The sequence below is a fragment of the Candidatus Nitrospira allomarina genome, from assembly GCF_032050975.1.
Lineage (GTDB): Bacteria > Nitrospirota > Nitrospiria > Nitrospirales > UBA8639 > Nitrospira_E > Nitrospira_E allomarina.
Genome location: NZ_CP116967.1, coordinates 4,440,333 through 4,466,128, shown reverse-complemented (window position 1 = coordinate 4,466,128; position 25,796 = coordinate 4,440,333). Strand labels below are relative to the sequence as shown.

Annotated in this window: 22 protein-coding genes; 6 read left to right on the top strand and 16 right to left on the bottom strand. The window is 48.5% G+C overall.

What is annotated here, in order from left to right:
- Positions 1-10 precede the first annotated feature (10 nt).
- The 5 genes from PP769_RS19395 to PP769_RS19375 all read left to right on the top strand — a co-directional run bounded on the left by PP769_RS19395 (position 11) and on the right by PP769_RS19375 (position 5,643).
- The gene (locus PP769_RS19395; protein WP_312643471.1) at positions 11-706 is read left to right on the top strand and encodes a polysaccharide biosynthesis/export family protein; all 696 of its coding nucleotides are present in this window, start codon (positions 11-13) and stop codon (positions 704-706) included.
- Positions 707-983: 277 nt separating this feature from the next.
- Entirely contained in the window at positions 984-1,994 is a 1,011-nt protein-coding gene (locus PP769_RS19390) for a polysaccharide biosynthesis/export family protein (RefSeq protein WP_312643469.1), read from the top strand.
- Positions 1,995-1,997: 3 nt separating this feature from the next.
- Positions 1,998-3,476, top strand: a complete 1,479-nt coding sequence (locus PP769_RS19385) for a GumC family protein (protein ID WP_312643467.1) — start codon at positions 1,998-2,000, stop codon at positions 3,474-3,476.
- A 16-nt stretch (positions 3,477-3,492) separates the two neighbouring features.
- Positions 3,493-4,857 (top strand): AAA family ATPase, encoded by a 1,365-nt coding sequence (locus tag PP769_RS19380; RefSeq protein ID WP_312643465.1) that lies wholly within the window; start codon positions 3,493-3,495, stop codon positions 4,855-4,857.
- A 9-nt stretch (positions 4,858-4,866) separates the two neighbouring features.
- The gene (locus tag PP769_RS19375) at positions 4,867-5,643 is read left to right on the top strand and encodes a P-loop NTPase family protein (RefSeq protein WP_312643463.1); all 777 of its coding nucleotides are present in this window, start codon (positions 4,867-4,869) and stop codon (positions 5,641-5,643) included.
- A gap of 744 nt (positions 5,644-6,387) precedes the next feature.
- Here PP769_RS19375 and PP769_RS19370 read toward each other — a convergent pair.
- The 5 genes from PP769_RS19370 to PP769_RS19350 all read right to left on the bottom strand — a co-directional run bounded on the left by PP769_RS19370 (position 6,388) and on the right by PP769_RS19350 (position 13,233).
- The gene (locus PP769_RS19370) at positions 6,388-7,062 is read right to left on the bottom strand and encodes a glutathione peroxidase (protein WP_312643461.1); all 675 of its coding nucleotides are present in this window, start codon (positions 7,060-7,062) and stop codon (positions 6,388-6,390) included.
- 759 nt (positions 7,063-7,821) lie between these two features.
- A complete protein-coding gene (locus tag PP769_RS19365) occupies positions 7,822-8,157 on the bottom strand; it encodes a thioredoxin family protein (protein ID WP_312643458.1) in 336 nt (111 codons plus the stop codon).
- Positions 8,158-8,609: 452 nt separating this feature from the next.
- The gene (locus tag PP769_RS19360) at positions 8,610-10,274 is read right to left on the bottom strand and encodes an ATP-binding cassette domain-containing protein (protein WP_312643456.1); all 1,665 of its coding nucleotides are present in this window, start codon (positions 10,272-10,274) and stop codon (positions 8,610-8,612) included.
- An 18-nt stretch (positions 10,275-10,292) separates the two neighbouring features.
- The gene (locus PP769_RS19355; RefSeq protein WP_312643454.1) at positions 10,293-11,735 is read right to left on the bottom strand and encodes a TolC family protein; all 1,443 of its coding nucleotides are present in this window, start codon (positions 11,733-11,735) and stop codon (positions 10,293-10,295) included.
- Between the two features lie 58 nt (positions 11,736-11,793).
- A complete protein-coding gene (locus tag PP769_RS19350) occupies positions 11,794-13,233 on the bottom strand; it encodes an HlyD family efflux transporter periplasmic adaptor subunit (protein WP_312643452.1) in 1,440 nt (479 codons plus the stop codon).
- A 244-nt stretch (positions 13,234-13,477) separates the two neighbouring features.
- On the opposite strand from PP769_RS19350, the gene nhaR reads away from it, so the two are divergent.
- Positions 13,478-14,392: a transcriptional activator NhaR gene (nhaR, locus tag PP769_RS19345; protein WP_312643450.1), complete on the top strand. Its 915-nt coding sequence runs from the start codon at positions 13,478-13,480 to the stop codon at positions 14,390-14,392.
- Positions 14,393-14,507: 115 nt separating this feature from the next.
- On the opposite strand, the gene PP769_RS19340 is transcribed toward nhaR, so the two are convergent.
- The 11 genes from PP769_RS19340 to PP769_RS19290 form a co-directional block, all read right to left on the bottom strand.
- The gene (locus PP769_RS19340) at positions 14,508-14,930 is read right to left on the bottom strand and encodes a hypothetical protein (protein WP_312643448.1); all 423 of its coding nucleotides are present in this window, start codon (positions 14,928-14,930) and stop codon (positions 14,508-14,510) included.
- Positions 14,931-15,098: 168 nt separating this feature from the next.
- Positions 15,099-15,980: a hypothetical protein gene (locus PP769_RS19335; protein ID WP_312643446.1), complete on the bottom strand. Its 882-nt coding sequence runs from the start codon at positions 15,978-15,980 to the stop codon at positions 15,099-15,101.
- A gap of 142 nt (positions 15,981-16,122) precedes the next feature.
- A complete protein-coding gene (locus PP769_RS19330; RefSeq protein ID WP_312643444.1) occupies positions 16,123-16,470 on the bottom strand; it encodes a hypothetical protein in 348 nt (115 codons plus the stop codon).
- 398 nt (positions 16,471-16,868) lie between these two features.
- Positions 16,869-18,560 carry a cryptochrome/photolyase family protein gene (locus tag PP769_RS19325; RefSeq protein WP_312643442.1) on the bottom strand — a complete coding sequence of 564 codons (1,692 nt, stop codon included), beginning with the start codon at positions 18,558-18,560 and terminating at the stop codon, positions 16,869-16,871.
- A 102-nt stretch (positions 18,561-18,662) separates the two neighbouring features.
- Positions 18,663-19,097, bottom strand: coding sequence for a thiol-disulfide oxidoreductase DCC family protein (locus PP769_RS19320; protein ID WP_312643436.1), 435 nt, complete (start codon positions 19,095-19,097; stop codon positions 18,663-18,665).
- Positions 19,090-20,112, bottom strand: coding sequence for a cytochrome d ubiquinol oxidase subunit II (locus PP769_RS19315; protein ID WP_312643434.1), 1,023 nt, complete (start codon positions 20,110-20,112; stop codon positions 19,090-19,092). Before PP769_RS19315 ends, PP769_RS19320 begins: the two co-directional genes overlap by 8 nt.
- Positions 20,112-21,446, bottom strand: a complete 1,335-nt coding sequence (locus PP769_RS19310; RefSeq protein WP_312643432.1) for a cytochrome ubiquinol oxidase subunit I — start codon at positions 21,444-21,446, stop codon at positions 20,112-20,114. The genes PP769_RS19315 and PP769_RS19310 overlap by 1 nt, the downstream gene beginning before the upstream one ends.
- A gap of 195 nt (positions 21,447-21,641) precedes the next feature.
- A complete protein-coding gene (locus PP769_RS19305) occupies positions 21,642-22,922 on the bottom strand; it encodes a multicopper oxidase domain-containing protein (RefSeq protein ID WP_312643430.1) in 1,281 nt (426 codons plus the stop codon).
- Positions 22,923-23,310: 388 nt separating this feature from the next.
- The gene (locus PP769_RS19300; protein WP_312643428.1) at positions 23,311-24,744 is read right to left on the bottom strand and encodes a cryptochrome/photolyase family protein; all 1,434 of its coding nucleotides are present in this window, start codon (positions 24,742-24,744) and stop codon (positions 23,311-23,313) included.
- A 136-nt stretch (positions 24,745-24,880) separates the two neighbouring features.
- The gene (locus PP769_RS19295; protein WP_312643426.1) at positions 24,881-25,567 is read right to left on the bottom strand and encodes a hypothetical protein; all 687 of its coding nucleotides are present in this window, start codon (positions 25,565-25,567) and stop codon (positions 24,881-24,883) included.
- A gap of 61 nt (positions 25,568-25,628) precedes the next feature.
- Complete coding sequence (locus PP769_RS19290; RefSeq protein WP_312643424.1) at positions 25,629-25,769, bottom strand: hypothetical protein; 141 nt, start codon at positions 25,767-25,769, stop codon at positions 25,629-25,631.
- Positions 25,770-25,796: the final 27 nt, after the last annotated feature.

Genomic DNA, 25,796 nt, shown 5'->3' with positions numbered 1-25,796 from the left:
ATATAAGAGGATGAGAATTCTAATTGTTGTGACCACATTTATTCTTCTGTGTGGGTGTAATTCAGGGTGGAAGGGGATGAAAACAGTAGATGCTTCAAGCCTGGAACCCAATGGTTACCCTGCTTTGGCTGGAAAAACTAATGTTGAACATCCATCTATGGGTAATGGGAAGGAGCATGAACAAATTAGCGTTGATGATCCGCGTTATATCATCCAACCCGGCGACCAATTGAGCGTAAAATTCTTCTTTAATCCGGAGTTAAACGAAGAAGATTTAGTTGTGCGGCCTGATGGACATATTTCCCTGCAATTAGTTCATGAGGTTAAAGCCGCAGATCTCACCCCAGCGCAACTCAAAGGCGTTTTGGAGAAAAAATATGTTGGGCAACTAAAAAATCCAGAGATTGCCGTCATTGTTCGTTCGATTCGGGAGCCTTATAGAATCTATGTCGATGGAGAGGTCAAAACACCGGGGGAATATGAAATGGTTGGATCCCTAAGCGTATTGCAAGCAATTGCGCGTGCCGGGGGCATGAAGGAAGACACGGCGAAGAAAAGCGACGTAAAAGTCATCCGAGAGGATCAAGATGGTCAGAGGTTTGTCATTAATGTGGATTTAGATGGGGCCCTCAATGGAGGTGATTTGAGCCAGGATATTCGACTGCTTCCGTCTGATATGGTCTATGTGCCCAGGTCATTTTGGTAAGTCAATATGTTTGCAAGTGTAAGAGTGTAAGAACGCTACTTGAATTTCCAGGCTCAGCCCTTTTCTATAATTAATGAGTTTATAGCATTTTAAGAGATTTGCTTTGAAAGGGGATGAAAGGAATACCGTGAATATTATAAAGCCTCAATTAGCTTTTCGACCTTTCTACAGACATAGTCTAGTTATGACAATCTCATTGTCTTTTTTACTTGTAATCATTGTGTTTGGGGGTACCCTGGCTTTCCAGGGTTTCTCTTATGCGGACCCTGGGGGACCAGTGACCGGAACTGCTTCGAGTCCGGCAGATGTTGAAAATTCCGACAATCAGGTATTTTCGATTATGAAGCAACAACTTCGTTCTTACCAGCAAAGTCTGGAAGAATCCGAGGGACGTCTTCAAGATTTTCAACGGAAGCATGGAATAATTTTAATTGAAACGCAAATGAATCATCTTCTTCAACAGCGTAAATCTTTGGACGACTCATTAAAGCAGGCCGAAAATCAAGTAAAGGGCTTTCAAGAGAAGCTCGCCTGGATTCAGGATCAGATAAGCCAGATTCCTGAACAGATTCCTCTATCAAGTTCGGCTTCAGAGCAAGGTGTAGTTGGTGGAGCCAAGAATAATTTATTGAGCCTCCAATTAAAAGAACAGGAATTATTAAACAAATACACCGAGAATAACCCCCATGTTCAATCAATTCGAAAAGAAATGGAATTGATTAATCAGTTCATAAAGGAACAGGAGTCTCAGGTGGCACGAAGTGTTTCCACTGGCAAGAATCCGCTCTATCTTGAGATGGAAATGCAATTATTTCACACTCAAGCCGACCTCGTTTCGGCTGAAGCCCAAAGTGGCGTGATCAAGCAACAAATTGCTGAAGTGGACAAGGAACTGAATAGGCTGAGAAATTTGGGGCCGGAACTCGATGAACTTCGGCGCCAAGTCACAGCAGATGAAAAAAATTACATCAATTACCTCACCAAAGTAGGTAAAACCCCACCACAAGATTATCAAATTCAGGTCGGGGATCAGCTCGATATTAAATTCTTTTTTAATCCCGAACTCAATGAAACAGTTCTAGTCCGGCCTGATGGACGGATCGCCTTGCAGTTGGTTGGAGAAATTACTGTTGTTGGACATACTGTAGAACAAATTCGAGCGATTTTAATCAAGACGTATTCTGGGCAACTCAAAAATCCCGAAGTAGCCGTCCTTCTTCGCTCAACAAATGTGCCTGGAGAAGATTCCGGCACAATAGCAGCAGAAGGAAATTTTGTAGGGAAATAACATATGGAACCTGAAGTTTATGCAGCGGATGAGGGTTTGCCTTACCCCTTGGGAAGTCTACGAGATATCCTGACCGCTCTCTTTAAGCATAAAAATAAGGTAATCACTATTTTTCTGTTGGTTTTTGGGATTGTCGCAGGGTATGTCTTTACGTTGGTCCCTCTCTATGAGGCTAAAACGAGTTTGCTCTTGAAGGTTGGGAGGGAACATGTATTCCGTCCTGAAGTAGGGAAAGAAGGTCAATTTGTTAAATATAATGAGGAGGCTGCTCTTCAATCAGAAATGGAGATCATTTCTAGTAGAGACCTCATAAGACGGGTCGTGAGTACTTTAGGTGTTGAAAAAGTTTATCCGGAATTTTTGGATCCTTCATTGGAGATTCAAGACCCTTTAGAGAAGGGTGTGTCCACTTTTATGAAAAATCTGTTGCCCACCCCGGTCAAGGGTTCGAGCGTGCTTGAAATATCATATTTAAATCCCCGACCTAAGGTAGCAGCTGAAGCACTCAATCTCCTTGTTGACTTATTGAAAGAGAAGCATCTTCAAGTGTTTAGCGATCCGAAGGCTTCGTTTTTAACGAAGCAATTACATACCTACCAGGAGAAATTGGAACAGGCGGAAGCAAATCTTCAGGCGTTTAAGCATAGGCATGATCTTTCCTCCCCTCTTGTCGAACAACAACGCCGTCTTCTGGATCAACGGGCCACACTGGATAGTGAATACAAAACGACTAAGAATAAGCTGCAAGGATTGGTAGGTAAAATCGCTTCCCTGGAAACTCAGATGAAAACTATTCTCGATAATATTTCTGTATCAACGGTGGAAGAAGGGGGTAATCTGGAAAAAGCCAAGGCGGAATTGTTTGCTCTGAAACGGGAAGAACAAAAGCTTCTAGCAAAATACACCGAAACTAGTTTTCCTGTTTTGAACCTTCGAAAAGAAATTGACCAGGTGGAACAGTTTATTCTTGCCGAACAGAAGAACGAGCGCGCTAATACCATAGCAAGCGGAAAGAAAGCGATGTACAGCGAGCTTGAAAAGGAGAGGCTGGGAGCCGTGTCTGAGTCAACGACCCTCCAGGCAAGCAGTCAGGTGATTGCCCTTCAAATCGAGGATCTGGACAAAAAAATCCAGAGGCTTGATGAATTAAATAAAGAACTGATTGTCCTTGAGCGGCAGAGAGCAGCAGATGAGCAAAATTACAATTTGTATCTTACTCGAGTAGAAGAAGCGAATGTATCTGAAGAAATGGACCGGCTCAAAATGGCCAACATTAGTGTAATCCAACGCGCCGAGGTACCCGGTGGGCCAGCGGGACGTTCTCCAATATTGCTTGTAACTTTGGGAGCTATTTTGGGGATATTGGCTGGAACTGGATTTGGACTTCTCCTAGAGTACTTTCAAGGTGCCTATACTCGCCCGGAACAAGCGGCAAACGATTTAAATCTCCCCCTCCTGGCTACTTTCGGGCAAAAGCTGTAAACAGAAATTTATCACTATGTATCTAGCGTTTTACGGTCTCAAAAAAGAACCATTTCATACTACTCCTGACCCAAATTTCCTTTATCTAAGCCCCAGCCATAAGGAAGCGATGGGGGCGATTATCTATGGAATTGAGAGAAGAAAAGGCTTTGTCGCCATATATGGCGAAGTCGGCGTAGGAAAAACGACGATTATTCGTGCGTACCTTGAAAAGACAAGTGACCGAAAACAGAAAACAGTCTACATTCTTAATCCAGTTTTATCATTTCACGGGCTTCTGACCGATATATTTCGAAGCCTTGACCTTGTTCCGTCTCATGAAGATTCGGCTGAAATGGTCAATCAACTCCAGGAAGCATTGATTCAGGAATACCGGTCGGACAGCACGGTTGTGCTGGTCATTGACGAAGCTCAAAATATGCCGGTTAAAACCTTGGAACAGTTACGGCTGCTCTCTAATTTGGAAACATCCACAGACAAGCTTATCCAAATTGTTTTAATCGGGCAGCCGGAATTAACAGCATTACTCAATCATCCTACCTTGAAGTCCTTGAACCAACGCATTGCCCTTCGTGCAACGATACACCCGCTGCAACCCAAAGAGAGCCAAGCATATATTGAACATCGGGTTGCACTGTCTTCAACCACCGGGGCCCCTTTATTTACGCAGGGAGCCATGAAGCTTATTATTCGCGAGGCTCAGGGCATTCCACGTAGAATTAATATTCTTTGCGATAATGCCCTGATCACTGGATATGGTAGGCAACAAAAACCGGTTTCTGTAAGCGAGGTGCGGGAAATTCTTGCTGACTTGGATGGCTCTCGTTCATCTTATCTTATGAAGTGGGCGGTCGGTGTTGCCGTGATCATACTTTTGGCAATTGGGGCTTTTTTGTTAAGCCCGATATTCCTTCCTGGAACCGTGGGAGTATCCCAAATAGGCTTGAGCGAACGTGATAGCCAGAATGCGAGGGCGACCTCCTCTGAAAAAATGTCCGAAGAAAACATAGGGCAAATTGAAGAGCAGTCAATCCCTATGGCCTCATCTGTCTCTCAAATAGAAAGACCCATTCCTCATGCGGATAAAGGGGGAGTGGATTCCGGTCTGACAAAAAAATCCGTCGAAAAGGTAATAGAAACCTCCAAGTCTGATGGTAAACTCAGGGATCAAACCGGGGTAGCTTCAAAGCCAAGCCAGGGTTCACCAATTACCAGGGCGGTCAAAGAAGGGGATAATTTGAGTCAAATTGCCAACGAAGCCTATGGTTCCTCAAGCCGGCAATATGTGGAATGGCTCCGACGGCATAACCCACAAATCAGCGATCCCGATATCATTCTTCCAGGTCAAAAAATTGTGTTACCTGAGTACGTGAAAGAATAAGACAACATTATGAGTAAAATTTACGATGCCCTTCAGATTGCGTATGGAGAAAAGCTGGCTGCCGGCAATGAATCAAAAAAGGAGCCAATAGAAGTTCCTTCTGTATCCATCCCGTCCCCTTCTTTATTACAAGTTAGAAATACAACGTCTTGTCCAAGGCTATATGGTGAATCCGAATTAATGGTCATGGCACAAAATATCGCCGCATTACTTCCAAGTCCTGACAAAAACGTCATTCAGTTCATCGGGTCAAGAAGGGGAGAAGGCACCTCCACCCTTGTTCGGGAATTTGCTCTGGTTTCCTCTCAGCACAGTAATAAGCCTGTTCTTCTTGTCGAAGCAGATCTTATGCAGCCTTGTCAGTATCAGGCATTCGGGATCGAGGCTAAAACTCCTTTAGATCATGTATTAAAAGATGGGAAGGCGCTTGATGGTGTCGTTTCTCAGGTTGAACAATCGAATCTTTTCCTAGCTACATTATCTTCTAAAGTTCAGTCAGCTCTTACGACACGCACTTTTTACAATCCTACTGATATGTGGAAAATTGTTCGTGAGCAGTTTTCCCTCATCCTCATAGATTCTTCTCCGGCCAATGTCACAGCAGATAGCTTGGCGCTTTGTGAAACCGTTGATGGTATTGTGCTGGTGGTTGAAGCCGAACGAACCCGTTCGGCTGTCGCAAAAAAGGTCAGAGATCAGATTCTTATGCAGGAAGGAAATCTTCTTGGCATGGTATTTACGAAAAGGCATTTATACATCCCAGAATCACTTTATAAATTCATCTAGATTTTTTCTTTTTCTCATTCTGCTTTTTTCTCCTCAATCGTATGATTACCTATTACTTCTTCCCTTGTTTCCTTTGAGAGACACATCTTCAGTAGGCTCTGTCCTATTTGGACGTCGTCCCTTTTCCATATTTCAAATTTCTGTCATTGGTCTTGGAGTGCTTTCCAATTATAAAATGGTCATGTTTAAATAGGTGCCACTTTATTGAAATAGCCTAACTCATCTTTTAGGGGGCAGAAGACAGAAACACCTCACGCCGTAGGAAAATGTAACTTCCAAAGAGAAGACTAACTAGAATCATGGATGTCCGGGTGGAATGGAGTCCTTCGATTACTTGGGTCGTCAACTCACTGAGGCAGCCGAGACCAAGATAGAGTAAGTAGCCCCAGAATGCCCATAAGTTTTTTTTCAAAAAACCATATCCCAATGCCCAATGGATAAAAGGGTGTTGGTATTTCACCAATTCTCCTGCCCATCCGCTGAATGTAGTTCCGAAAATCTTGAGTGCATAGTGAGGGTAGCTGGCTATCCATACTAGATCCAAGGTGCCTGCCAGGACTAAAAGCATCCCAAACCCTTGGATGTCCCGTCCCTGGTCTAGGAAAGATCGGAACGGATGTTTTTGAACAATCATCTCCAAAAAAAGAGTCCGACGAAGAAAGTGTGCTCACAAATTGGAAAACACTTTTATTCAGCAAGGATTATTTCTATGAGTAGCAATAATATTAAGAAACGATCTTAGATTTAGGAAGATTGCAAGGTGTTTTCTATATCGTTGACGATTTCTGGGGACAGTGGCTTCTGTCTAGGATCATACCGCGCAATGACAGTCCCTTTTCGGTTGATAAGGAATTTTTGAAAATTCCATGTGATCTCACCTGTAAAGTCGGTGTCTTCGGTGAGATAGCGATAGAGAGGGTGCTTCTGTTCTCCAACCACCGTGATTTTGCTAAACAACGGGAATTCCAAGGAATATTTTGTATAGCAAAATTCGGCGATTTCCTTGTTGTCTCCAGGTTCCTGTTTGCCAAAGTCATTTGCGGGAAAGGCCAAAATCGTAAACCCCTGATCACGATATCGCTCATATAATGTTTGTAGTCCGGCATATTGCGGCGTATTCCCACAAAAGCTTGCCGTATTTACGATCATGATGACCTGTCCTTTGAACTCGTTGAGTGAGCGAGGTTTATTCTCAATATCTTCCATGATGAAGTCGTATATTTGTGATGCCGGCTTACTCTTTGTGTTATCAAATGTTGATGATTGTTGATTTGAAGGAAGTACTTGAGGCGGAGGTTCATTGGCAACGGCTTCACCTATTGAGTTGGTATAGTCTTGGCCACAGCCGCCAAGGGTTACCAGACCACACAAGCTGGCCAATAATGCATAACGCGGAGCAAATGGATTGGAGTATGGCATGTAAGATCCTCCTCAAATGATCGACAATCAATCCTTCTCTGACACCAGTCTAATCCTCAATTTCAGGTCAAAGCAATTGCCCCGGATGAAAATGTCAACAGTGTCATCGTGTGTTCGGACTTTTTCCTAATAAACACGCACAGGGTTCGAGGGAAAGTCGAAGACACCGGTGCTTGAAACTATAATCGAAGATAGGTTTAATCAGAGAATTTCCTTCACGTTTTCAATAGCCATGGGCATGGTCGATCGAGTGGGCTTTGTAATCGTGAGACTTGTCCCTACGGAGGAATTCAATCGTTGGAGTCCGTTCAGCCTTGTTAGACCATCTATGGTCGGCATTGGGAGATCAAAAAATCCCATCACCAGACTGCGTCTCTAGAATCGTACTTTCAGACAGACCATCCGCATTAATGACCCTCTAGAAACTGGTTTTCCTAATCTGTCGCAAAAAAACGAATCCGGAATTCTTCGACATTGATTATTTGAGTCCGTTTCCCCCCTAGAATGCCAATTTAAATCAGGGGCCATTGTCTCTATATGGTTTAATGTCTCTTGGACATCATATCCCTACAGTCCCTCCGGCGTGAAAGGAAAAGGGTGAAACCTTAGACAATCGGCTGTGAAGAGAGACTATGGAATAAGAGGCATGTAAGGTGAAGGAAGCAGACCATCCTAGCATGAGCGAAGAAAGCCAATGCAAATGCGAAGCCTTTCTGGTGTACGTTGTTTTGTAGGAATCCGTGAGGATCTATATTAATTTTAGGCAGTGTGTGAATCCTCAAGCCAAGGAAAGATTTGCTCGAGGATCAGGTTCTTCTTCCCGATTCCACCAATGAATCGCTTGAATTCCCCATTCACAAATAGGGCTAAGGTTGGAAGAGATTGAATCTCCAATTCGGCGGGAATGAGAAAATTCTCCTGCACGTTCATTGCGAGAATAAGAAGGCGTTTCCCAAATTCTACCTGGATGTGCTCCAATTCTTTGGTCAGAGCGCGGCAATGTCCACAGCCTGGTTGCCAAAATTCCACCAAAACCGGCACGGTCGACTTTTCAATTATCCCATCAAATTTGCGGTCTTCAATGTTTGAAATCATCTCATCCATTATCCATCTAAGCTGATTTTTGAGTCTGACAAAATTGGAATGTTTAAACCATGCGTCACTCCCGCATTTAGGTGACGGTTTTCCGTAACAATTGGTTTTCGACAATCCGGGATTCTGGCCTGGCAAGGGAACTCACCATGCCAAACAATTCTCCCATGGTAGCAGGAGAAATCGAATGAAGCGCTAATCATACGCTTCCGGGATTGGGTGGATTCAAAGCCAATTCCGCCTCTTGATGTTTTGCTGGAAATCGTTCCCGAGTTGATATACGAGCCCCTAGTACCCCATGCTTTTCAATGACTCCCACCCGCAATCCCAATTTGCTCACTTAATCGGCGGCCCCTTGACCTGCCGGACGTCTGCCGATACATAAAAAGTCAGCTTCTTTGGTAAACATCTGCCTGAACGATTGGGGTTGACTAGGATTTGCTAAGAACTACCAGTTACTCCAATACAATACTCTGCTGCACAAATTTTTTAATATTGGAATCGGTTGTAACGATAACAACCGTCCAAGGGTATTTCGTGTCGCAAATCGCGTTCAGAATGGACTCCCTTCGGGAAGCAAAAATTTCATGAAGACCCCCATCAATAATTACCAGCTTTGGACGGGCGATCAGGGCCCGGGCCAATAAAATTTGAATCGTTTGACTTGGAGAAAAGTTTTTTCCGCCGTATTGAACCATGCCTTGTAATCCGTCAGGAATGTGTTCGATTTCCTCCTGTAGGCCCACCAAATCCAATACCCACAACAAATCTTCTGTGGCCAGATTTTTTCGTCTCAGGGTGACGTTTTCCATCAGGGTGGCCTCAAAGAGGGTCATATGTCGACTCAAGACGAGCCCGCGAACTCCATTGATCTCGTCGGGGTGGAGATCACGGACATCGATGCCATTGTACCGGATGGATCCTTGCGGTGGATGATCCAATCCGGCCAGCAGTCTGGACACCGTCAGCCGTTGGGATTCCGTGACACAGACGATGGCCCATTTTTCACTCGGGGCAAGGTCCATGTTGAGTTCCAGCGTGGGTGGCCATGGCGGAGGCAGGCCCCGCACATGGGAGAGGGAAAGCGCCAATCCTTGAGGAGAACCGGTGGCCGGCAGTTGGACAAATTGAGTGGTCGGTCTTTGATCCTTGGGAAGAGAAAAAATATGATGAATTTCGGTCAAGGCAGTTAAAAAATAAAAGATGACATACGTGCGTTTGATCACCGATTCCAGATTTAACAGGAGGGAGGCAATAATGACTTCCGCCGCGACAAGTTGACCGAGTGTCAGTTGCCCCTTGCTCATTAACCAGCCTGCTGTGCCCAACAGGCCGGTGTGCAGGATCACCTGAAGAAGGAGGGATCCGATGTATTGTCGAACAAGAATGCGAAAACGCGATTGTCGTGTATGGACATACGTGTGGGCCAGGGAATCGGCTTTTTGCAGAATAAGGTCGCGGCTCAGGCTGGATTTAAAATGGCTGAGGTTGTCGGCAATTTCCTGAAACCAATGGTAGGTGTCATATTTTGCCTCGGACATGTGTAGGGTAGCCCGGAGTCCTCCGTGCCCCAAAATGCCAATGACGCCCACCGCGAGCAAGAGGAGAAGATCAAAGAAAAGAAAATACGGGTGATACAAGGCGAGCAAGGTCATGCCGATGACTCCTCCGACTGCCACATTGGTAAGATCCACTAATAACGCGGCAACGGCTCGCTGCATAAAGATAATTTCAAAAAACCGGCTGGCGTATTCACTACGAAATTGGGTTTCCTGAATCGACGGAAAGGTTCGCGCAAAGGCCAGAGTGAACCGGACAAAGATACGACGTTCAAGGAGATCCGTGGCGAAAAATTGAAGGGCTTTGAAAATCCCGACAAATAAAAGAATACCGGCCATGATACTGACCAGGGTGACTACCATGATCGGTTGAATGGCGAAGGCGAAGGTATTCACCAGCTCTTGGACCGTGAGAGGAATAATCAGGGAAAAGAGGCCCACGGCCAAGGCATACATGATGATCGTGAGCAGGATCTGGCGTTCCTGTCTGAAAAAGGTAGCCACATGTTGAAGCACTTCCTGATTCATGGATCGTTCGGAATGGGAAGAGCCATTGTGCATCGCGTGTCCTTGACGTCCTCAGGTCGCAGGCTGTGTCCATTCGCCGATAGCCCATGAATAAAAAGCTTTGGCTTGTTGATATTCGGCCTGTGCCTGAATGTGAATGATTTGGGCCTCGACCACATTTCGTTCCCGAAGATTGACAAACAATAAATTCGTGGCACCCATTTGAAAGCGTTTTCGTTCACCCTTCACCAGAGAACGGGCATAGGCGAGGGATTGGGATGCCGCCTCTATGCGTTCTTTCGCCCGGTCCAGGGCCGACCGGGCGTTGTCGATATCCAGGGCTACCTGTTGCACCCGATACCGTTGCAGCCACACTAATCGTTCAGCCTTGGCCTCTAATTGAAGCTTTTGGCCGGTGGCGTCCTGTTGAAGAAAAGGAAAACTCAATTGCACGCCAAATCGGTACCCCAGCCCCAGCACAAACTCTCCGGGTTTGCGTGTGGGTTCGGCTTCCGCACGAAGATCAGGGAGCAAATTGTTTTTGGCCACGCCAAGATCAATGTTGTTACGTGCGGCTTCAAGGGACACTTGAAGAATTTCGGGTCGGCGTTGTTGTGCCAGCTCGGTCTCGGGTTCTCCGCCTGCCTGCTGGCTTGACGCATTGTGGATCGGGAATTCAGGAATCGAATACCGGTCGAAGGAGAGAAGGGCATTATTGTTCCAGGTGAACAGGGAGAGTTTGAACTGTTCCTGTTCGGCTTCCCGTTTGGCCTTAATGAGGTTTTCCAATCGACGTTGGACTTCCTGGTGGGCTTCAGTGACGTCAAATTCCGCGACCGCCCCTGCTGCAGCCTGACGGGTGAGTTGCTGCAAACGTGCCTTGGCCACGTCCAAGGCTTCCTGCTGCAGTACCACAATCTTCCCTGACCCGACCCATTTCCAAAATTGTGTCGCCGCACCCAAATACAGGTCCTGACGCGTTTGTTGAATGTTCAGGGTCGCTTCTTGTTCAGCGAGTTTGGATTTTTCCAATTCGCCGCGTTCGGGGTTGGTTCCCAAGCCTCGAAGGAGAGGCAACACGATGCCGAGGAGAGGTTGATTTGTGCGTTGAACTCCAAGGTCGGCCACCTCCACGTCTCCGATACCGGTGCGCCAGCCTGCAAACCCTTGAATTCCCCAGGGATGGCGGGCCTGGATCAGCGTGTCGTTAAACCCCACACTCTTGGTCTGCCCGTCTTTCACGAGCCGTTCCAATTCCCAATCATTGACCAAGGTCGGTTCAAATGCTCCCATGGCTTTTAATAATTTGCCTTGCGCCTCCAGTTTTTCCGTCCGGCTTCCATGCAAAAGGGGATGTTGGGTTTCCACGAGTGTCAGCACGGTTTCCAGGTGGAGCGATCGGGATTGCTGGTTTGGCGTAGGAGTGACATCCGGTCCCGGGGCAGCCCGGAGAAGAGGCGCAAGCAGTTCTAAAATCCCCAAGAGGCCTAACAGGATTATATGTGGTCTTGCCATGGGTGGTCCTCCCTTGTGAATGCCGAGAGTGAATGGTTTGGGATCTACTAAATAGAAGTTATTTTCCGGGTCTTCCGGCCTTGGGCAGAATGGAATGTGGCAAAGCTATGTCATGTTTTTGGTAGTCAGCCGGGAAAAGGTTCACGCGGCGCCAAATTTCATACCAGAGAGGCACCCGGTTCAATAGGACCCAACCCATCACTTGGGTGCCTTGCCGGACTTGATTTTGCGGCGGCCAAGGTGAGCCTGCCGGATCCGGAACCACCCAGAATCGGAAGCGACCTTGTGCGTCCGATGTCTGATCCACGACACGAATGCGGCCATCGAATGTGCCCGCCATCAACTCAGGCCAGGATGGTAAGGGTATGGCTGGTATGCCTTGAAACATCAGAAGCACGCTTCGATCCTGTTTGAGTAGTGGGGCATCCAAGGCGTCCGCCCACATCTCCACGGCACGAGTGGCGGTGGTTGGAACAATCGTGACCAATGGATCGCCGGGATGTACGATTTCACCAGGGCCCACTCGGGCCATTCGCACCACCGTCCCATCCATGGGGGCGGTGATACGGCTGGCTGCCCGTCGTTGGACGGCGTTGGACTGCGTCAAGGCCAGGTCGGCCAGTTCCTTCGAAGCGTTGGCGGCCTCGCCCAGCGCCGCAGCCCGTTGTGACCGGGTGTCAAGAATTCGTTGGATCAGCTCTGCTTCAATTTGAGTCCGCCCATACGAGAGGGCTTGTCGTGATTGGCCCACTTCCTGAAGAGCCGCTTCACTGGCTCTGAGTTCGGCTTGAGCGGCCGCTTCCGCTTGAATGGCCAGCTCGAGGTCCCGCCGGGAGAGGAGGCCTTCGGCTTCTAGGACTTGGGAACGCTGTAAATTGAGTTGAGCCGTCTGGGCTGATACTTTTGCGGCCGCCAGCCGTTGTTCGACACTTTGAATCCGCCGGGCGGCTTCCTGCACCCGGGAATCGGCGGAGCGGGTGGCCGCGTCGCTTAGCTTTTTCATTTCCTCGATTTGGTTCTCCAATAACTGGGACCGGGATAACGCCGCTTCCCGTCTCTCCTCTAGAGCCTTCCTGGATTGGTCCAGGCGTGACAACAGGTCGGGGGCGAGAAATTTGGGATCGACATCGGCAAGTTCAAGCAGGAGTTCACCTGTTTTCACCATAATGCCTTCGTTAATTTTCCAGGTCATAATGCGCCCTTCTATGGGCGCATGAACTTCCTGCGGTCGTTCGGCAGGGGAATAGGCCGATAGTTGGCCCTGAGCGGTTATCGTTTGGGTCCAGGGAACGAAGACAAGAATGAGAGTGAACAGAAGAAAAAAACCGATGGCGAGACGGGTCGCCGTGTACAATTTCGTCGGGATTTTCACCGCCGCCCATGATTCATACTGCGGCGGACGACCGGTGACTCGTAACGGAGAAAGACTTTGGCGGGAAACGAGTTGAGAGCCGGATGGTTTTGTGGGAATAGGAGGCAGATCCATAAGTTCAGACATCGAGAGTTTGGGGGTTGATCATTTTTTACAAGATGTCAGCCCACCTCAACCTTGAAAGGGGGTCGTATACGATGGTTGCGTGGTGTGACCTATTCCTCTGTTTTTGAATATTAAGTCTTTCCGGCTATTAAGCCAAGTACAATCGATGTGCGTGTATCAATCAGTGTATTACCATTATTCATGAACATTTACAAATTCATGATTTGTCATTGAATCATTTAAAAATTAGATGTATGCTTCAGACATGGAATGGTTGAATTACCATCATCTGTTGTATTTCTGGGTTATCGCTCGTGAAGGCAGTATTAAACGAGCATGCGAAGAGTTGAACCTCTCCCAACCGGCGCTGAGCGCTCAGCTACGGTCCTTGGAAGATAGTTTGGGAGAAAAGCTGTTTCATCGTGTGGGGCGAAGCTTGGTTCTGACTGATGTCGGACAGATGGCCTATCGGTATTCCCAGGAAATTTTTTCCCTAGGACAGGAATTCACCAATCTCATAAAAGGCCGACCAAGCCAGCGTCCGGTGAAATTGGTGGTGGGCATTGCCGAGGTCGTTCCCAAGATGGTGGTATATAAACTGTTGAAATCCGCCTTTGCCGTATCGGATTCCGTGCAAATTATCTGTTGGGAGGGTCGATTGGAACGGTTATTGGGAGAATTAGCGTTGCATACTCTGGATATTGTTCTCGCGGATACGGCCATTCCTTCTACTGTCAGAATACTGGGACATAGCCATCTACTCGGGGAATCCGGTGTGTCGTTGTTTGCTACCACAAAAATCGCAGCCAAGTATCGGAAAAATTTCCCCACATCCCTCGATGGAGCACCCTTCCTGCTGCCGACCGGTAATGCCATGCTTCGTCGGGGAATGGATGAGTGGTTTTCCGCAAAAGGGATCACTCCCAGGGTGGTGGGGGAGTTTGAAGATGGCGCGACCATGAAGGCATTCGGTCAGGCAGGAAAAGGAATTTTCCCCGGCTCAACCGTGGTAGATAAAGAAATCAGCCGCCAATACCTTGTTAAAAAAGTCGGAGACGTGCCTGACGTCCGTGAACAATTCTATGCTCTTTCCGTCGAACGACGTCTGAAACATCCGGGTGTATTGGCTATCGTAGACTCGGCTCAAAAAATCATTTTTCGGGATTCCAAATCATCGTGAAAACCGGGTCTTTGAACTTTCTCCTTTCTGAAAATTTTTAGTGCCCTTGCGACGGTGCTTGAACCCGTCCCGATTTCTGCCGGTGGGCTTTCTCACTCATATCCGCATTGTCGGCTCAGGACCTTTCAGGGTTCTTTCTGTCAGGGTTTTTTAAGGCCAACAGGCGCTGGCCTTCTGCCCGGTGCATGACTGCCATTTCACGGAGGTCTCGAGCCGCTTTCCAGCGTGAGGAAGCTACATGCATGAGGCTGGTCCGTTGAAACCCTTTGGGATCCATATGCGGTTTGAGCATCAGAGATGTGGCCCGCTGTTCTATGCGGACAGCATCCATTTGAAGTTCATCGGCTTGTTGATCATAAATTTGTGCCATTTCCAGGAGATCGTCTCCCGTCCAGGGTTTCGGGTCTTCCGTGTCCGTGGCTGCCATTACATGCCCCACCGGTGACAACAGGGAGGATTGCTGTCCCTCACCAGCTGAAAACATCATGATGCCAATTCCCCCTAACACGCCTACTAACACATACGCAAAAACCTTCATTGTGATCCCTCCTTGTTGGGTTGTTTCTCGTGTAGATATGACAAATTTTAAAAAATAGACGGGAAGAGGTCAAAGTCAGATTGAGTTGTTGGGAACATCTCACTACCGCCGTGGGAGGGAATATTCCCCCCACAGCGGGTTTTCTCCATTCTTCATGCGTTCAAAAGTCTAGGATTCCGCCCCTGGCTGAGAGGGTCTGCCGGATGGTCTAGAGCCGCCAATTCCATCCGGCCACTTTTGGGCTAACTTCATGGCTGCCTGGTCCAAGGCTTCATCCATGGCGACGATTCTCAACGTTTCAAGCGCCTTCTCCTCTTGAGGATAAATCGGGCTCGTCATGGCGGATCCTCTGACTCTGGGATACCGACTCGATGCCAGTGGAACATCCAGTTGGTCCAGCATGGCATGGGAGGTACCTTGCGACTGGAGTAAAAGTTTCCCGGAATTCACGTCCAAGAACCCTAATTCCACCGTTCCGTGGTTTTCCGTTTGATGACCGTTTAACGTCCCAACTTCGGGAAGAACATCGAACTGAGCCGGACCTCTAACCTCATTGCTGGAGGGCAGAACTACTAAAACCATATCAATCGGGTGAGTTCCTCCCATGCCCTGAATCAGCGATGCCTTTTCCCCGGCTGGAATATCTTCCACGCGAATAACCTCCTGCATGGTGACCGGCATGAGGCTTTGCACTTTTTGTTTTACTCTGGCCGCAAACTGAGTCCAGGAATCCTCGGTGAAGGGCAAGGGCCCTTGGGAAGAATCACCATTGGCGACGATGGCCAAGCCGACCGGTAGCCGGCCCTGAGCGTGAGCTGAAAATTTTTCCTGAATGACTTTAGACGATTGAGGCTCACTTTGATAGTGATTCGGAAGTCGAGGAGGCGGAGAAGCGCTACACCCGCTGATAACATATAAAAGAGTCATTAAAACTGTGAAGTAGAGAAGAAACATCAATCCTGCCATTATTTTTTGGAAACGGTACTTCGCCTCATTAATAATTGGGAAAGCCAATGTGCCGCTTGGTGGACTTGGGTGAAAATTTTTCATGGGAAGTCTCCTATCACCATAAGTGCGATTTAAGAGTGTGAACAATCCATAAGTGGTGAGTCATGGAATGGCCAGCGTATCACCGGTGGACTGCAACAACAGGGAGGGCGGAGTTGGCACATCCCCCTCCCATCTGCCTTGATCATGAGGCCAGGTTCCAATCTGTGTCTGCTTGATCATGGCCATCATTTCGGGCCAATGTCCAATCGGGTTCTTTTTCATTAGTGTCCTGGGAGTCATTGTTTGCGAGTGTCCAGTCCACCATTTTCTCCAGGACATCTTCGTTGCCAGCTAATGTCCAATCCACATCCTCTTCCGTGACTATTATTCCATTGGCCAGGGTCCAGTGCGTCTCATCGTCTATAGAAGCGAAAGAAATGAAGCGTTCCCCGAGACCTCTACTGCCTAAAAAAAGCATTACAAACATTCCTGTAACCGTCATTGCGAGTATCCAACGATAGCGATTGGTTTTGTTAGATTTGCTAATCATTGCAAGGCCTCCTTTGTGCCTGAACGGGGTTATGGCACCCGGTTGTCTATTATTGTTTCTCATACCTCTATTGAATCGTAGAGTCTTTAAGATAAACAAATACATAAATATTTGCGTAATCATAAAAATTCTGGATGTCAGAAAAGTTTCGTTTTCTTTTTAATGGGGGATCATGTCTTGGGGGGTATGGAGGGTTAACTCAAGCGCCGGTTTTATTGAATTCCAAAGGCCTAAAATCTGATGGTTCAAAGCCCGGATGGCTTTGTCTGTTGATGGCCAGGGGACAATGCCAAGCCAAGCCAAGCCAAGCCAAGCCAAGCATATTAAATTATCTTCTTGGCAACTAAGGAGAAATACACTTGGAAAGAAAAATGGAGGAAGGCAGTTGGTCTCCGTAATTAGGAACGCTTCTTGGGGATTTTTGCAGTTGACTCAGGATGGAACAGATGTCCGGGAGTCAAGAATGTGTTTTTTTCAAAAACGCGGTGCACAACCGTAAAAATATCCCGGTCTTTCCGACTCTTTTCCTGTCCTCGTTTCTGCAAGTTTCGAAGTGGCAGCATGAGGCGTGGATTTGATTGCAATTGCTTTTTGTGGCGGTCAAGAAAGGCCCAATACAAGTTGGTAATGGGACAATTCGTTTTGGGGTTAAAGGCGCATCCGGTGCACAAATCACTCATGCGATGGATGTAGGCCGCTCCCGAAATATACGGTTTGGTGGTCATGAGCGGGCCTGTTCCGAAGGTTCCCATAGCCAGGACATTTGGTTCCACGACCCAATCAAAGGCATCAATATAGGCCACCCAGAACCAATCGGTCAGTTCACGAGGAGACACATCGAGCAGGGTGGCAATATTCGCAAGGATCATGAGCCTGGTAATGTGATGGGAATAGCCATGTTCCCAGACCTGACCGATAACGTGATCAAGACAGTGGAGGCCGCTTGCGGTCCCCCAAAAGGCGGCGGGTAGAGGGTTCGTCGCTCCCAAGAATGACGGAGTTGCTCCTCCATCCAGATCGGGGACATTCCTGGAAGATTTCCAATTTTGAGTGCCCCATTTTTTATATCCGGCATCACCAGGGACGTCGGCTTTGGGGAAGTGATTCCGGAACCCATCGGTTGCTTGATGAACATGCCGGACAAATTCACGCCAGCCTAAAACCTGCCGGATAAAACCTTCCTTGGAAGCCAACGGGAGCTTCAAGGCTTCGACGTCTTTGACAACCTGCCCGGGCAGCAAACGATGAGTGTTGAGAAGAGCCGCCATGCGGGTATGAAAGAGCGTCTGTTCTTTTTCGGCCATGGCATCTTCATAGGGTCCGAAATGGGGGAGACAATGTGTTTTGGCCCAGTGCCATTGCCGGAGGGCATCTTGTTTTGTTCCCGGAAGAAACTCTGGATGAAGCGTGCCGGGGTGGTCGGCAAATCGGGATTCAACGAGTTTGACGATCTCGGTCTTGATAGGATTGGGCGGAAAGCGGAGTTCCTGCGTGGGGAGCGGGCTTCCTTTCCAGGGTTTACGATTTTCGGTATCGAAACTATATTTTCCGCCTAAGGGGCTTGTTCCTTTCATCAGGATGCCAGTCCGTTTTCGAACGAAACGATAGAAGGTATCCATGCGCCAGGGAGGCTCTTTACCCGCTCCTTCCTCAAAGTCATGCCTGGAGGTCAACCAACCTTCGTGAGGGATGAAGGTGACCAAACCCCTTTTGACGAGAGGGTCAAGATCCTGCCTGACTTCCAGTTCTGCTGGTTCCATGACTCGCAAAGAGCCTAATTTCTGAATAAGGGGTTTTAGCGTTTCTCGCAAGGATTCAGAGGTTATTTGGTAGCGAATGGCCACACCCCGCTTCGCTTGTTCGATGGCGAAGTGACGCAGGTTGAGAAGATGAAAGGCAATTTTTTGCTTGTGGTAGGGCCTTCTTTTAAGTTTCCAATGCGACTCGATGAAGATCACACCAAGGCCATGAGGATCTTCCCGGCTCAAGGGGCCGATGTCATCGGAAAGTTGGTCCTCTAAAACGAGAATCCAGCTCCGCGGCCCTTCTCTGCTTGCATAGTCGTTCAGGGTTTTAAAAAATTCATCCATTCTCGGTCGGACCATCCCGGAGTCAGAAATGAAGCAGGGCTCACGCGATCTCTGCATGAGCCAAACACATGAATGCCGCTGCAATCCGCTCGAGGAACCCGGTCAGGCGCGGCCGGTCAGGCGTAACCGGTTTCTGGCAAACCAGTCATACGCGCGAACCAGAAGTTTGTTGATCGTGGGCCGTCTGGCCAATCTTGCGAGAGCGCGCAATCCGATGGCTTCCCACATTTCCCTGAACACCTCGACCCCGGTCATGAGCGTTCCATCCGCCCACCGGGCATGAATGACTTGGCCCAAATCACATGGACTTAATCCGTGTTCTGCCGGAAGATAGGATGAAGCGGCAAAATCAATGAATTTGAGATGTTTCTTCCGGTTAAATATTTTCATGAGATCGATCTCACGACGACAAATTGGACAGTCGCCATCAAAATACACGGTCAAGGGATAGGGTTTGGTTCCCCCGGGATGGGGCGTGACATCCCGGGGCACATCGGGGGATGTTTGGCAGTATCCCGTACAGGATTTTTTATTCATGGTGCCCCTTATGACGGAACAACATGCTCCCTTTAAAAATTCGAAACAGATAAAACAGAGAAGGGAACAGGAATAGTATGCCAACCAATAGGGCACCTGCGATGAATTGAAGGGTGACCCCCGGAGCTGCGGTATTGAAGACCGTCAGGTGGGGGGGGATTAAATAAGGAAATTGTGCGATGCCCCATGTCCAAATCGTCAGGGTGACTTGCAGGATGGCACATGTCCTGGCCCACCAGTAGCGCTGCGTCAGGAGCAAGAGGATAGCTATAATGGTCAAACTGCCGACGCCGAGTTGAATGAATCCTCCCCAAAGGCTCGTCGTTACCTCTCCCCAGAGGCGCGGTGCCCCGGACCTTCCCAGGTACAACACGGCTTCTTCCAGTATGCCCGCCAGGAGGACCGCGGTAATCGCCCGTTTCCGGAAAATCTTTTGCAGTGCGGGATCGCGGGTTTCCAGAAGGAGATAAGTGGCTGCCAAATAAGAAAACAGCAGGAGAGTCAATAATCCCATGCCTAACGGAAAAGGTTGTAGCCAGGGAGCAATGTACCCTTCAAAAAAGGTTGCAGGGTTGACGGGAAAGTGGCCGGAGGTAATGGCACCAATGATAATGCCCAGGAGAAGAGGGCTGATGAGACTGGAAATGGCAAACAGTTGATCCCACCTGAGGTGAATGTCATCATCTTTAATGTCATAGTGACGAAAGGCAAACGCTGACCCGCGAAGGACGATGCCGATGACCAGGATGGTCAGAGGAATATGAAGCGTGGTGGAAATGTGCACATAGGCCCGCGGAAAAGCCGTGAAGACGATGGTCACGATCAGAATCAACCATACATGATTGGCCTCCCAGATCGGTCCGATAGCTTCTCCAATCAGCTGGTGTTGCGCCCGCCTTGTGGGACCTCTGGCCAGGAGATGCCATACTCCGGCCCCAAAGTCTGCCCCACCCAGCAAGGCGTAAAACGTCAAAGCGATCAATAAGACATTGGCGAGAGCGATTTCTAATTCCATCAGACCGGTTGCGTCTCCTTCCGAGGGGGTGTCATCTCAAACTGATCGGGGGTGGCTGAGACATGGCGCCACATCAACCAGATCACGATACAGGCCAGGAAAACATACAAAGCGCCAAAAATCATCAGAGGAATGATCAATCCCGGCATGGGTGTGACGGCGTCTGCGGTTCTCAGATATCCCACAATGACCCAGGGTTGTCGGCCCACTTCCGTCGCTACCCAACCGGCTTCGATCGCTAGAAAACCTAACGGCGTCGCCAACACCATCGCCTGGAGGAACCGCCGGCATTGAAAAAGATTCTTCTTGTACAGAAGCCAGAGGCCCCAGAAAGCCAGGCCCATCATCAAAAATCCGATAAACACCATGAGTTGAAACGCCGTCCTGGTTATTCCAATGGGCGGCCAGGTTTCCTTGGGGAAATCTTTGAGACCTACCACCTGGCCATTGGGATCCGATGTGACCAGCAGGCTCAAGGCATAGGGGATTTCCACCACATAGTCAAACATTTCTCTTTTTGAATCCCAAACTCCGCCGATTCGAAACGGCGCGCCCTGTTGCGTCTCAACCTGGGCTTCAAATACCGCCAATTTTAAGGGCTGAAATTCTGCCACTTGTTTGGCGAGGAAATCTCCGCTGAGCGGTTGAATAATGGCGCTGATTCCACCGATGACCAATGCGATTTGCAAAGCCGATTGATGAAACGCATGGCCGGGTTGGCGGAGAAGAAGGAACGCGTGAATGCCGGCCACCGCAAAACCGGTAGCCGCAAACGCGGCAAGGATCATATGCGGGGCCTGCAATAAGCCTGAAGGATTAAAGAGGGCCGCCACGGGATCGATATTGGCCAGAACTTCGCCATGCATCATAAATCCTCTGGGGGTATTCATCCACCCATTCGCCATGACGACGACGACTCCGGACGTAATTCCACTCAACGCCACCACACCTCCCGCCGCGAGGTGTGCGCCCGGGCTCACCTTTTGCCATCCATAGAGATAGATCCCGAGAAAAATGGCTTCCGTAAAAAACGCAAATCCTTCTATGGCGAAGGCCGGTCCGATGATGGGACCGGCCCATTCCATAAACCGAGGCCAGAGTAGGCCCAATTGGAACGACAACACGGTTCCCGTGACGGCACCAATGGCAAAAAAAATGGCCGTGCCTTTGGCCCAGCGTTTGGCAATGGTCAGGTACACGGCTTTCCCTGTTTTCAGCCAGCGCCATTCGGCCACCACCATCAGGAGCGGCATGGCCATACCCACGACCGCAAAAATAATATGAAACCCCAACGACATGGCCATTAGGGATCTCGCAGCGATTAAGTCACTCATTTAACGAATATACTCCAAAGGGGGAGGTGGGATCTCCTCCATGAGCCCGGGTCTTTTGATTTGGTGTCCAAAAGGTCATTTGTGTCCTGGACGGGTCCTTGAGTCTCAGTGTGCATAGACGGTTCCCACCCATAGGAACGTGGACCGAAGAAAAGCCGAGCCAATCAACTTTTTCTCCCGAGAACATGCGCACACTCAGGGCGGTGGGGCCGGCTTGAGTGTTTTCAAGTAGGCTTGGACGTCGGCAATCTGCTGGGAAGTTAAGCGATCTTCCCACGCCGGCATATTCCCACGTCCCTTTAAAATCGTAGTCCAAAACATCCCATTATTTTGGAGGATCGGATTCTGCTGCAGTGCCGGACCATATTCACCTTTAGCCAGCGCCCCGTGGCAGGCCTTGCAGTTTTTGTCGTACACATCATACCCCCGGTCGGCTAGCCCGGATGGAAATTCCCTGCCCTGATAGTCGGGGATAGAGGCGACCTGGGAATTCCGGGAAACACCAGATTGGTCTTCTTGTACACTTTGGTTTCTAGCCGGTTGCGTGGAAGACATATGCGATTCCCCGGAGACCTTCAGTTGGGTCAGCATTCCACGAGGATACTTCCGATCGTCAGCCACATGGGGCACCACGTGGCAATGAAATAACCAGGTCCCTGCATGGTTGGTGACAAACTCGACGACTTTAATTTCCGCAGGTCCGATGGAGATTACTCCGTTGGGATTGTCCCATCCTGGAAGCCGAGGATTGCCAGCATTTACTTCTATCCATTTTTGACCATGAAGGTGCGGAGTATGAAACTCGAATCCGATATTGGCGAGAACAATGCGAACCCGGTCCCCCACATTGGTTTTCATAGGACTGTAATCAGGGGCAGAACGGCTATTAATTGTGTGAGTATCGTAGTGGCCATCATCATTTGTGTCCCACTCGTCCCAAAATGTGACAAATTCCTGATCGACTTGAGGCCAGGTAGGATCTTCGACAACAAATAAACCATACATGCCATGATCCATATGGTTCGCCGTGTCGAAATGGCAATGATAGAGATAATAACCGGGATCTTCAGCCATCCATTCATAGGTGTAGGATTCGCCGGGCATCTGGAGTTGCTCCCGTCCCATGGCTCTTTGACCATTTCCGTCCATATTAAACGGATGCACACCATGGAAATGCATGGTGTGAGGAAGGTGATGCGTGTTGGTGAAATGAACCTTGACCAGGTCGCCTTTGTTGACACGAATGACCGGGCCGGGAACTGAAGGCTTTTCTCCTTTTAGGGCATAAGCCCAAACTGGCACGTCTTTCTTGGGATCCTCCAGTAACGTAATAGTCATTTCTTCGACCGTGATGGAGAATTCTTTGACGGGCACTTCTTCTGCGTAAATGATGTGATCATAAATTCCCCAAAACATGATTGAAAGAGTAATACCCACGATAAAAAGTTTAGGCCCTTCAAACAATTGTTTTTTCACGATGTCCTCCATTGGACTTGGTGGATCTTTCACGGTACCTGAATGCAAGGAGTCGGCTCACGACAATTCCAGGTTTGGTCGACAGCATCTGAACGTCACTGATGCCTCGTTCCGTAAATCCTCCCTCACGAAAACAAAAATAGAATTCCCACAATCGGGAGCAATTACTAGAGAAATCCCAGCCTGGGTATGTGATCTCGGTTCCCGAAAAGATTATTCCTCGCAAGCGTAGGTCGATCTCGTTAACTCTATAACCGACAAAGGACCACTCATAGATTATTGGGAGATAGCCCCACAAATTTTGGTTGAAAGGCACCATCAGAAGTCCCCTTGAAAGTACGGGAAGACCCTGATTCTCATTTTGCCAGTCTTGGAGGAAACAAGTGGATCATTGAGCCAATCCAGAAAATGCTTCCAACGCCCGCTCACGGGAATCCCTGAGTGTGACGATCGGCAGGGGATAATCTTCTCCGAGGTGCACCCCCGCTTCCGTCAACACTTTTTCAGACGCTTCCCATGGATTATGGAGGTATTTGTCTGGTATCTTTTTTAACTCTGGGATGAACCGGCGAACATACTCACCATTTTGATCAAACTTTTTCCCCTGCGTGACGGGATTGAAAATTCTAAAATACGGTGCGGCATCGGCTCCACAGCCTGCAATCCATTGCCAGCTAGCACTGTTGTTGGCAAGATCGGCATCAACCAATGTATCCCAGAACCAGTCCTCCCCAAGGTGCCAGTGCAACAGAAGGTTTTTGACCAGAAACGATCCGACAATCATGCGCACGCGGTTATGCATGTAGCCGGTTTCCCACAGCTCACGCATGCCGGCATCCACGATGGGGTAGCCGGTTTGGCCTTGTTGCCATTTTTTCAGAGCCTTCTGATCTTTACGCCAGGGAAATTTATTAAATTTCTTTTGCAAATTTTTCCGGGGGAGTTCGGGGAAATGGAAGAGCAGACTGTGGGAAAACTCCCGCCACCCAAGCTCGCTCAGAAACGTTTCCCCGTCCTTCCGCCATCCTTCCGCACCCATATGTTGTTTGGCGGCATACCACACCTCATTCGGTGAGATTTCTCCAAAATGCAGATGCGGCGATAATCGGGAGACATTATTTCCAGAAGGATAGTTCCGGCCTTCTTTGTACTGTTTGAGGCCGCTTTTGAGAAATGCTTTCAGTCGGGCCTGAGCCCCGGCTTCCCCGGGCTTCCAATGTTTCACAAGTTTTTTGTACCAGGGAATATTGGGCAGCAGTTCTAAATCTATTAGTGCCATACCTCTGTGTGTGGATAGCCTTAAATCTTTTGGGACTTTGGAGGGTCGTCGTGGTTCATTGCCCTTTCCGAGACATCCATTTTGATAAAAGGGCGTGAACACCTTATACGGGGTGCCGTCGCTTTTGAGCGCCGTCTGGGGTTCAAAAAGAAGAGCCCCGTTAAAGGTGTGCACCTTGATTCCTTTGGTCTGCAATGCCTCTTCAATGTGGGCATCGCTGGTGATTCGCCAGGGCTCGTAACACCGGTTCCAATAAATCGCTTCTGCGCCTACCCCTTTGATGAGGTCCACCAGTATGTTTTGTGCCGATCCTGCCTTGAAGCAAAGCTTGTCCTCCAAGGCTTCGTTCAGTGCCTTGAGACTTTCATGCAACCACCAACGGCTGGCCCCGCCTAACTTCCATTCACCGCAATTTTCCTCATCCAAAATAAATAACGGGACAATAGGTTGTCCTGTTTGGTGGGCGGCCAACAGTGCCGGATTGTCCTTGATGCGTAAATCCTGCCGAAACCAGACGACGACTGGGAAGGTGTGTGTTGTCATGCCTTATGCCTTGAACATTCGTAGCCCTGATTTCATGCCCCCTGTCATGTTTTTCTTCATGCCAACTGGTTGTGTCGGACCCTGAATGGCTTAATTGACCGATCAAGCATTTTCATTTTTTATTTCAGGTGCCAGGTTACTCCTTTGCCGTCTGATAATCAAAAAGCGGTTCAAATACGAAGCCTTCCGGGGTAACTTCTATCAGAACAATAATGATGTCATTCGGAACTTGGTAATTCAGAACAGGCTTAATGTTTGAGAAAGAAGTTTGGGATGCAAAGGCTTTTTGGAGGCGCTTTCTGGATAAACTGATGGCGTGTGGATTGCCGCTGAGGCCATAATGCAAGACATCCTCCTGTTCTCCTATCTTCATCTGTGAACTCTGATAGGCAATGTCCAAGTCCCCAGCCATCTGCACATGGATCACGCTTTCATAATTATTCGTATTTTCAAATGTGAATTCCCAATGACCTAAGGCAGGGCGGAACCGGCCATTTTGATGGGATTCCACCACCATGGGAACGACCTGTATTTCTACAGTCGAACCGCCCTTCGTAACGGTGAAAACGCCATCTGGTGAATGTAGTTCCCTGAGGACCATACTACTCTCCTGGCTCCCTGGGCCTGGCTTGATCGATTGATCAGCTGTTATTCCTCCCACGTAAATCGATTCTCCGGCGTAGACTGAACCTTGGGCGGTGGTGAGATCCCTGACTGTGTCGAGTATGACGGAGTTCTTGCTGACTGGCTTTGCCAGTGGGAAAGGCACGCCAGCAAAAAAGACGACGTAGAGGATTGAGAGAACCAGGAAAATTTTTCTCATCAACATTCCTGAGGGTTCTTGTTTTGTCTGGAAAGGTGAGGAAGTGGATTATTCCAATAGCTTAAATTTCCACCTGGTTGTTTTCTTCTTTGGGCGAATTGTCTGAGGAGTGATAAGAAGGCCATTGAGCTTTCAGAAACACGACAAATCCAACAAGACCTACAATGACCAGCAACACCCCGAACAGTTCGAGATTTTCCATGATGGTTTCCTTTGGTGGAGATTTATT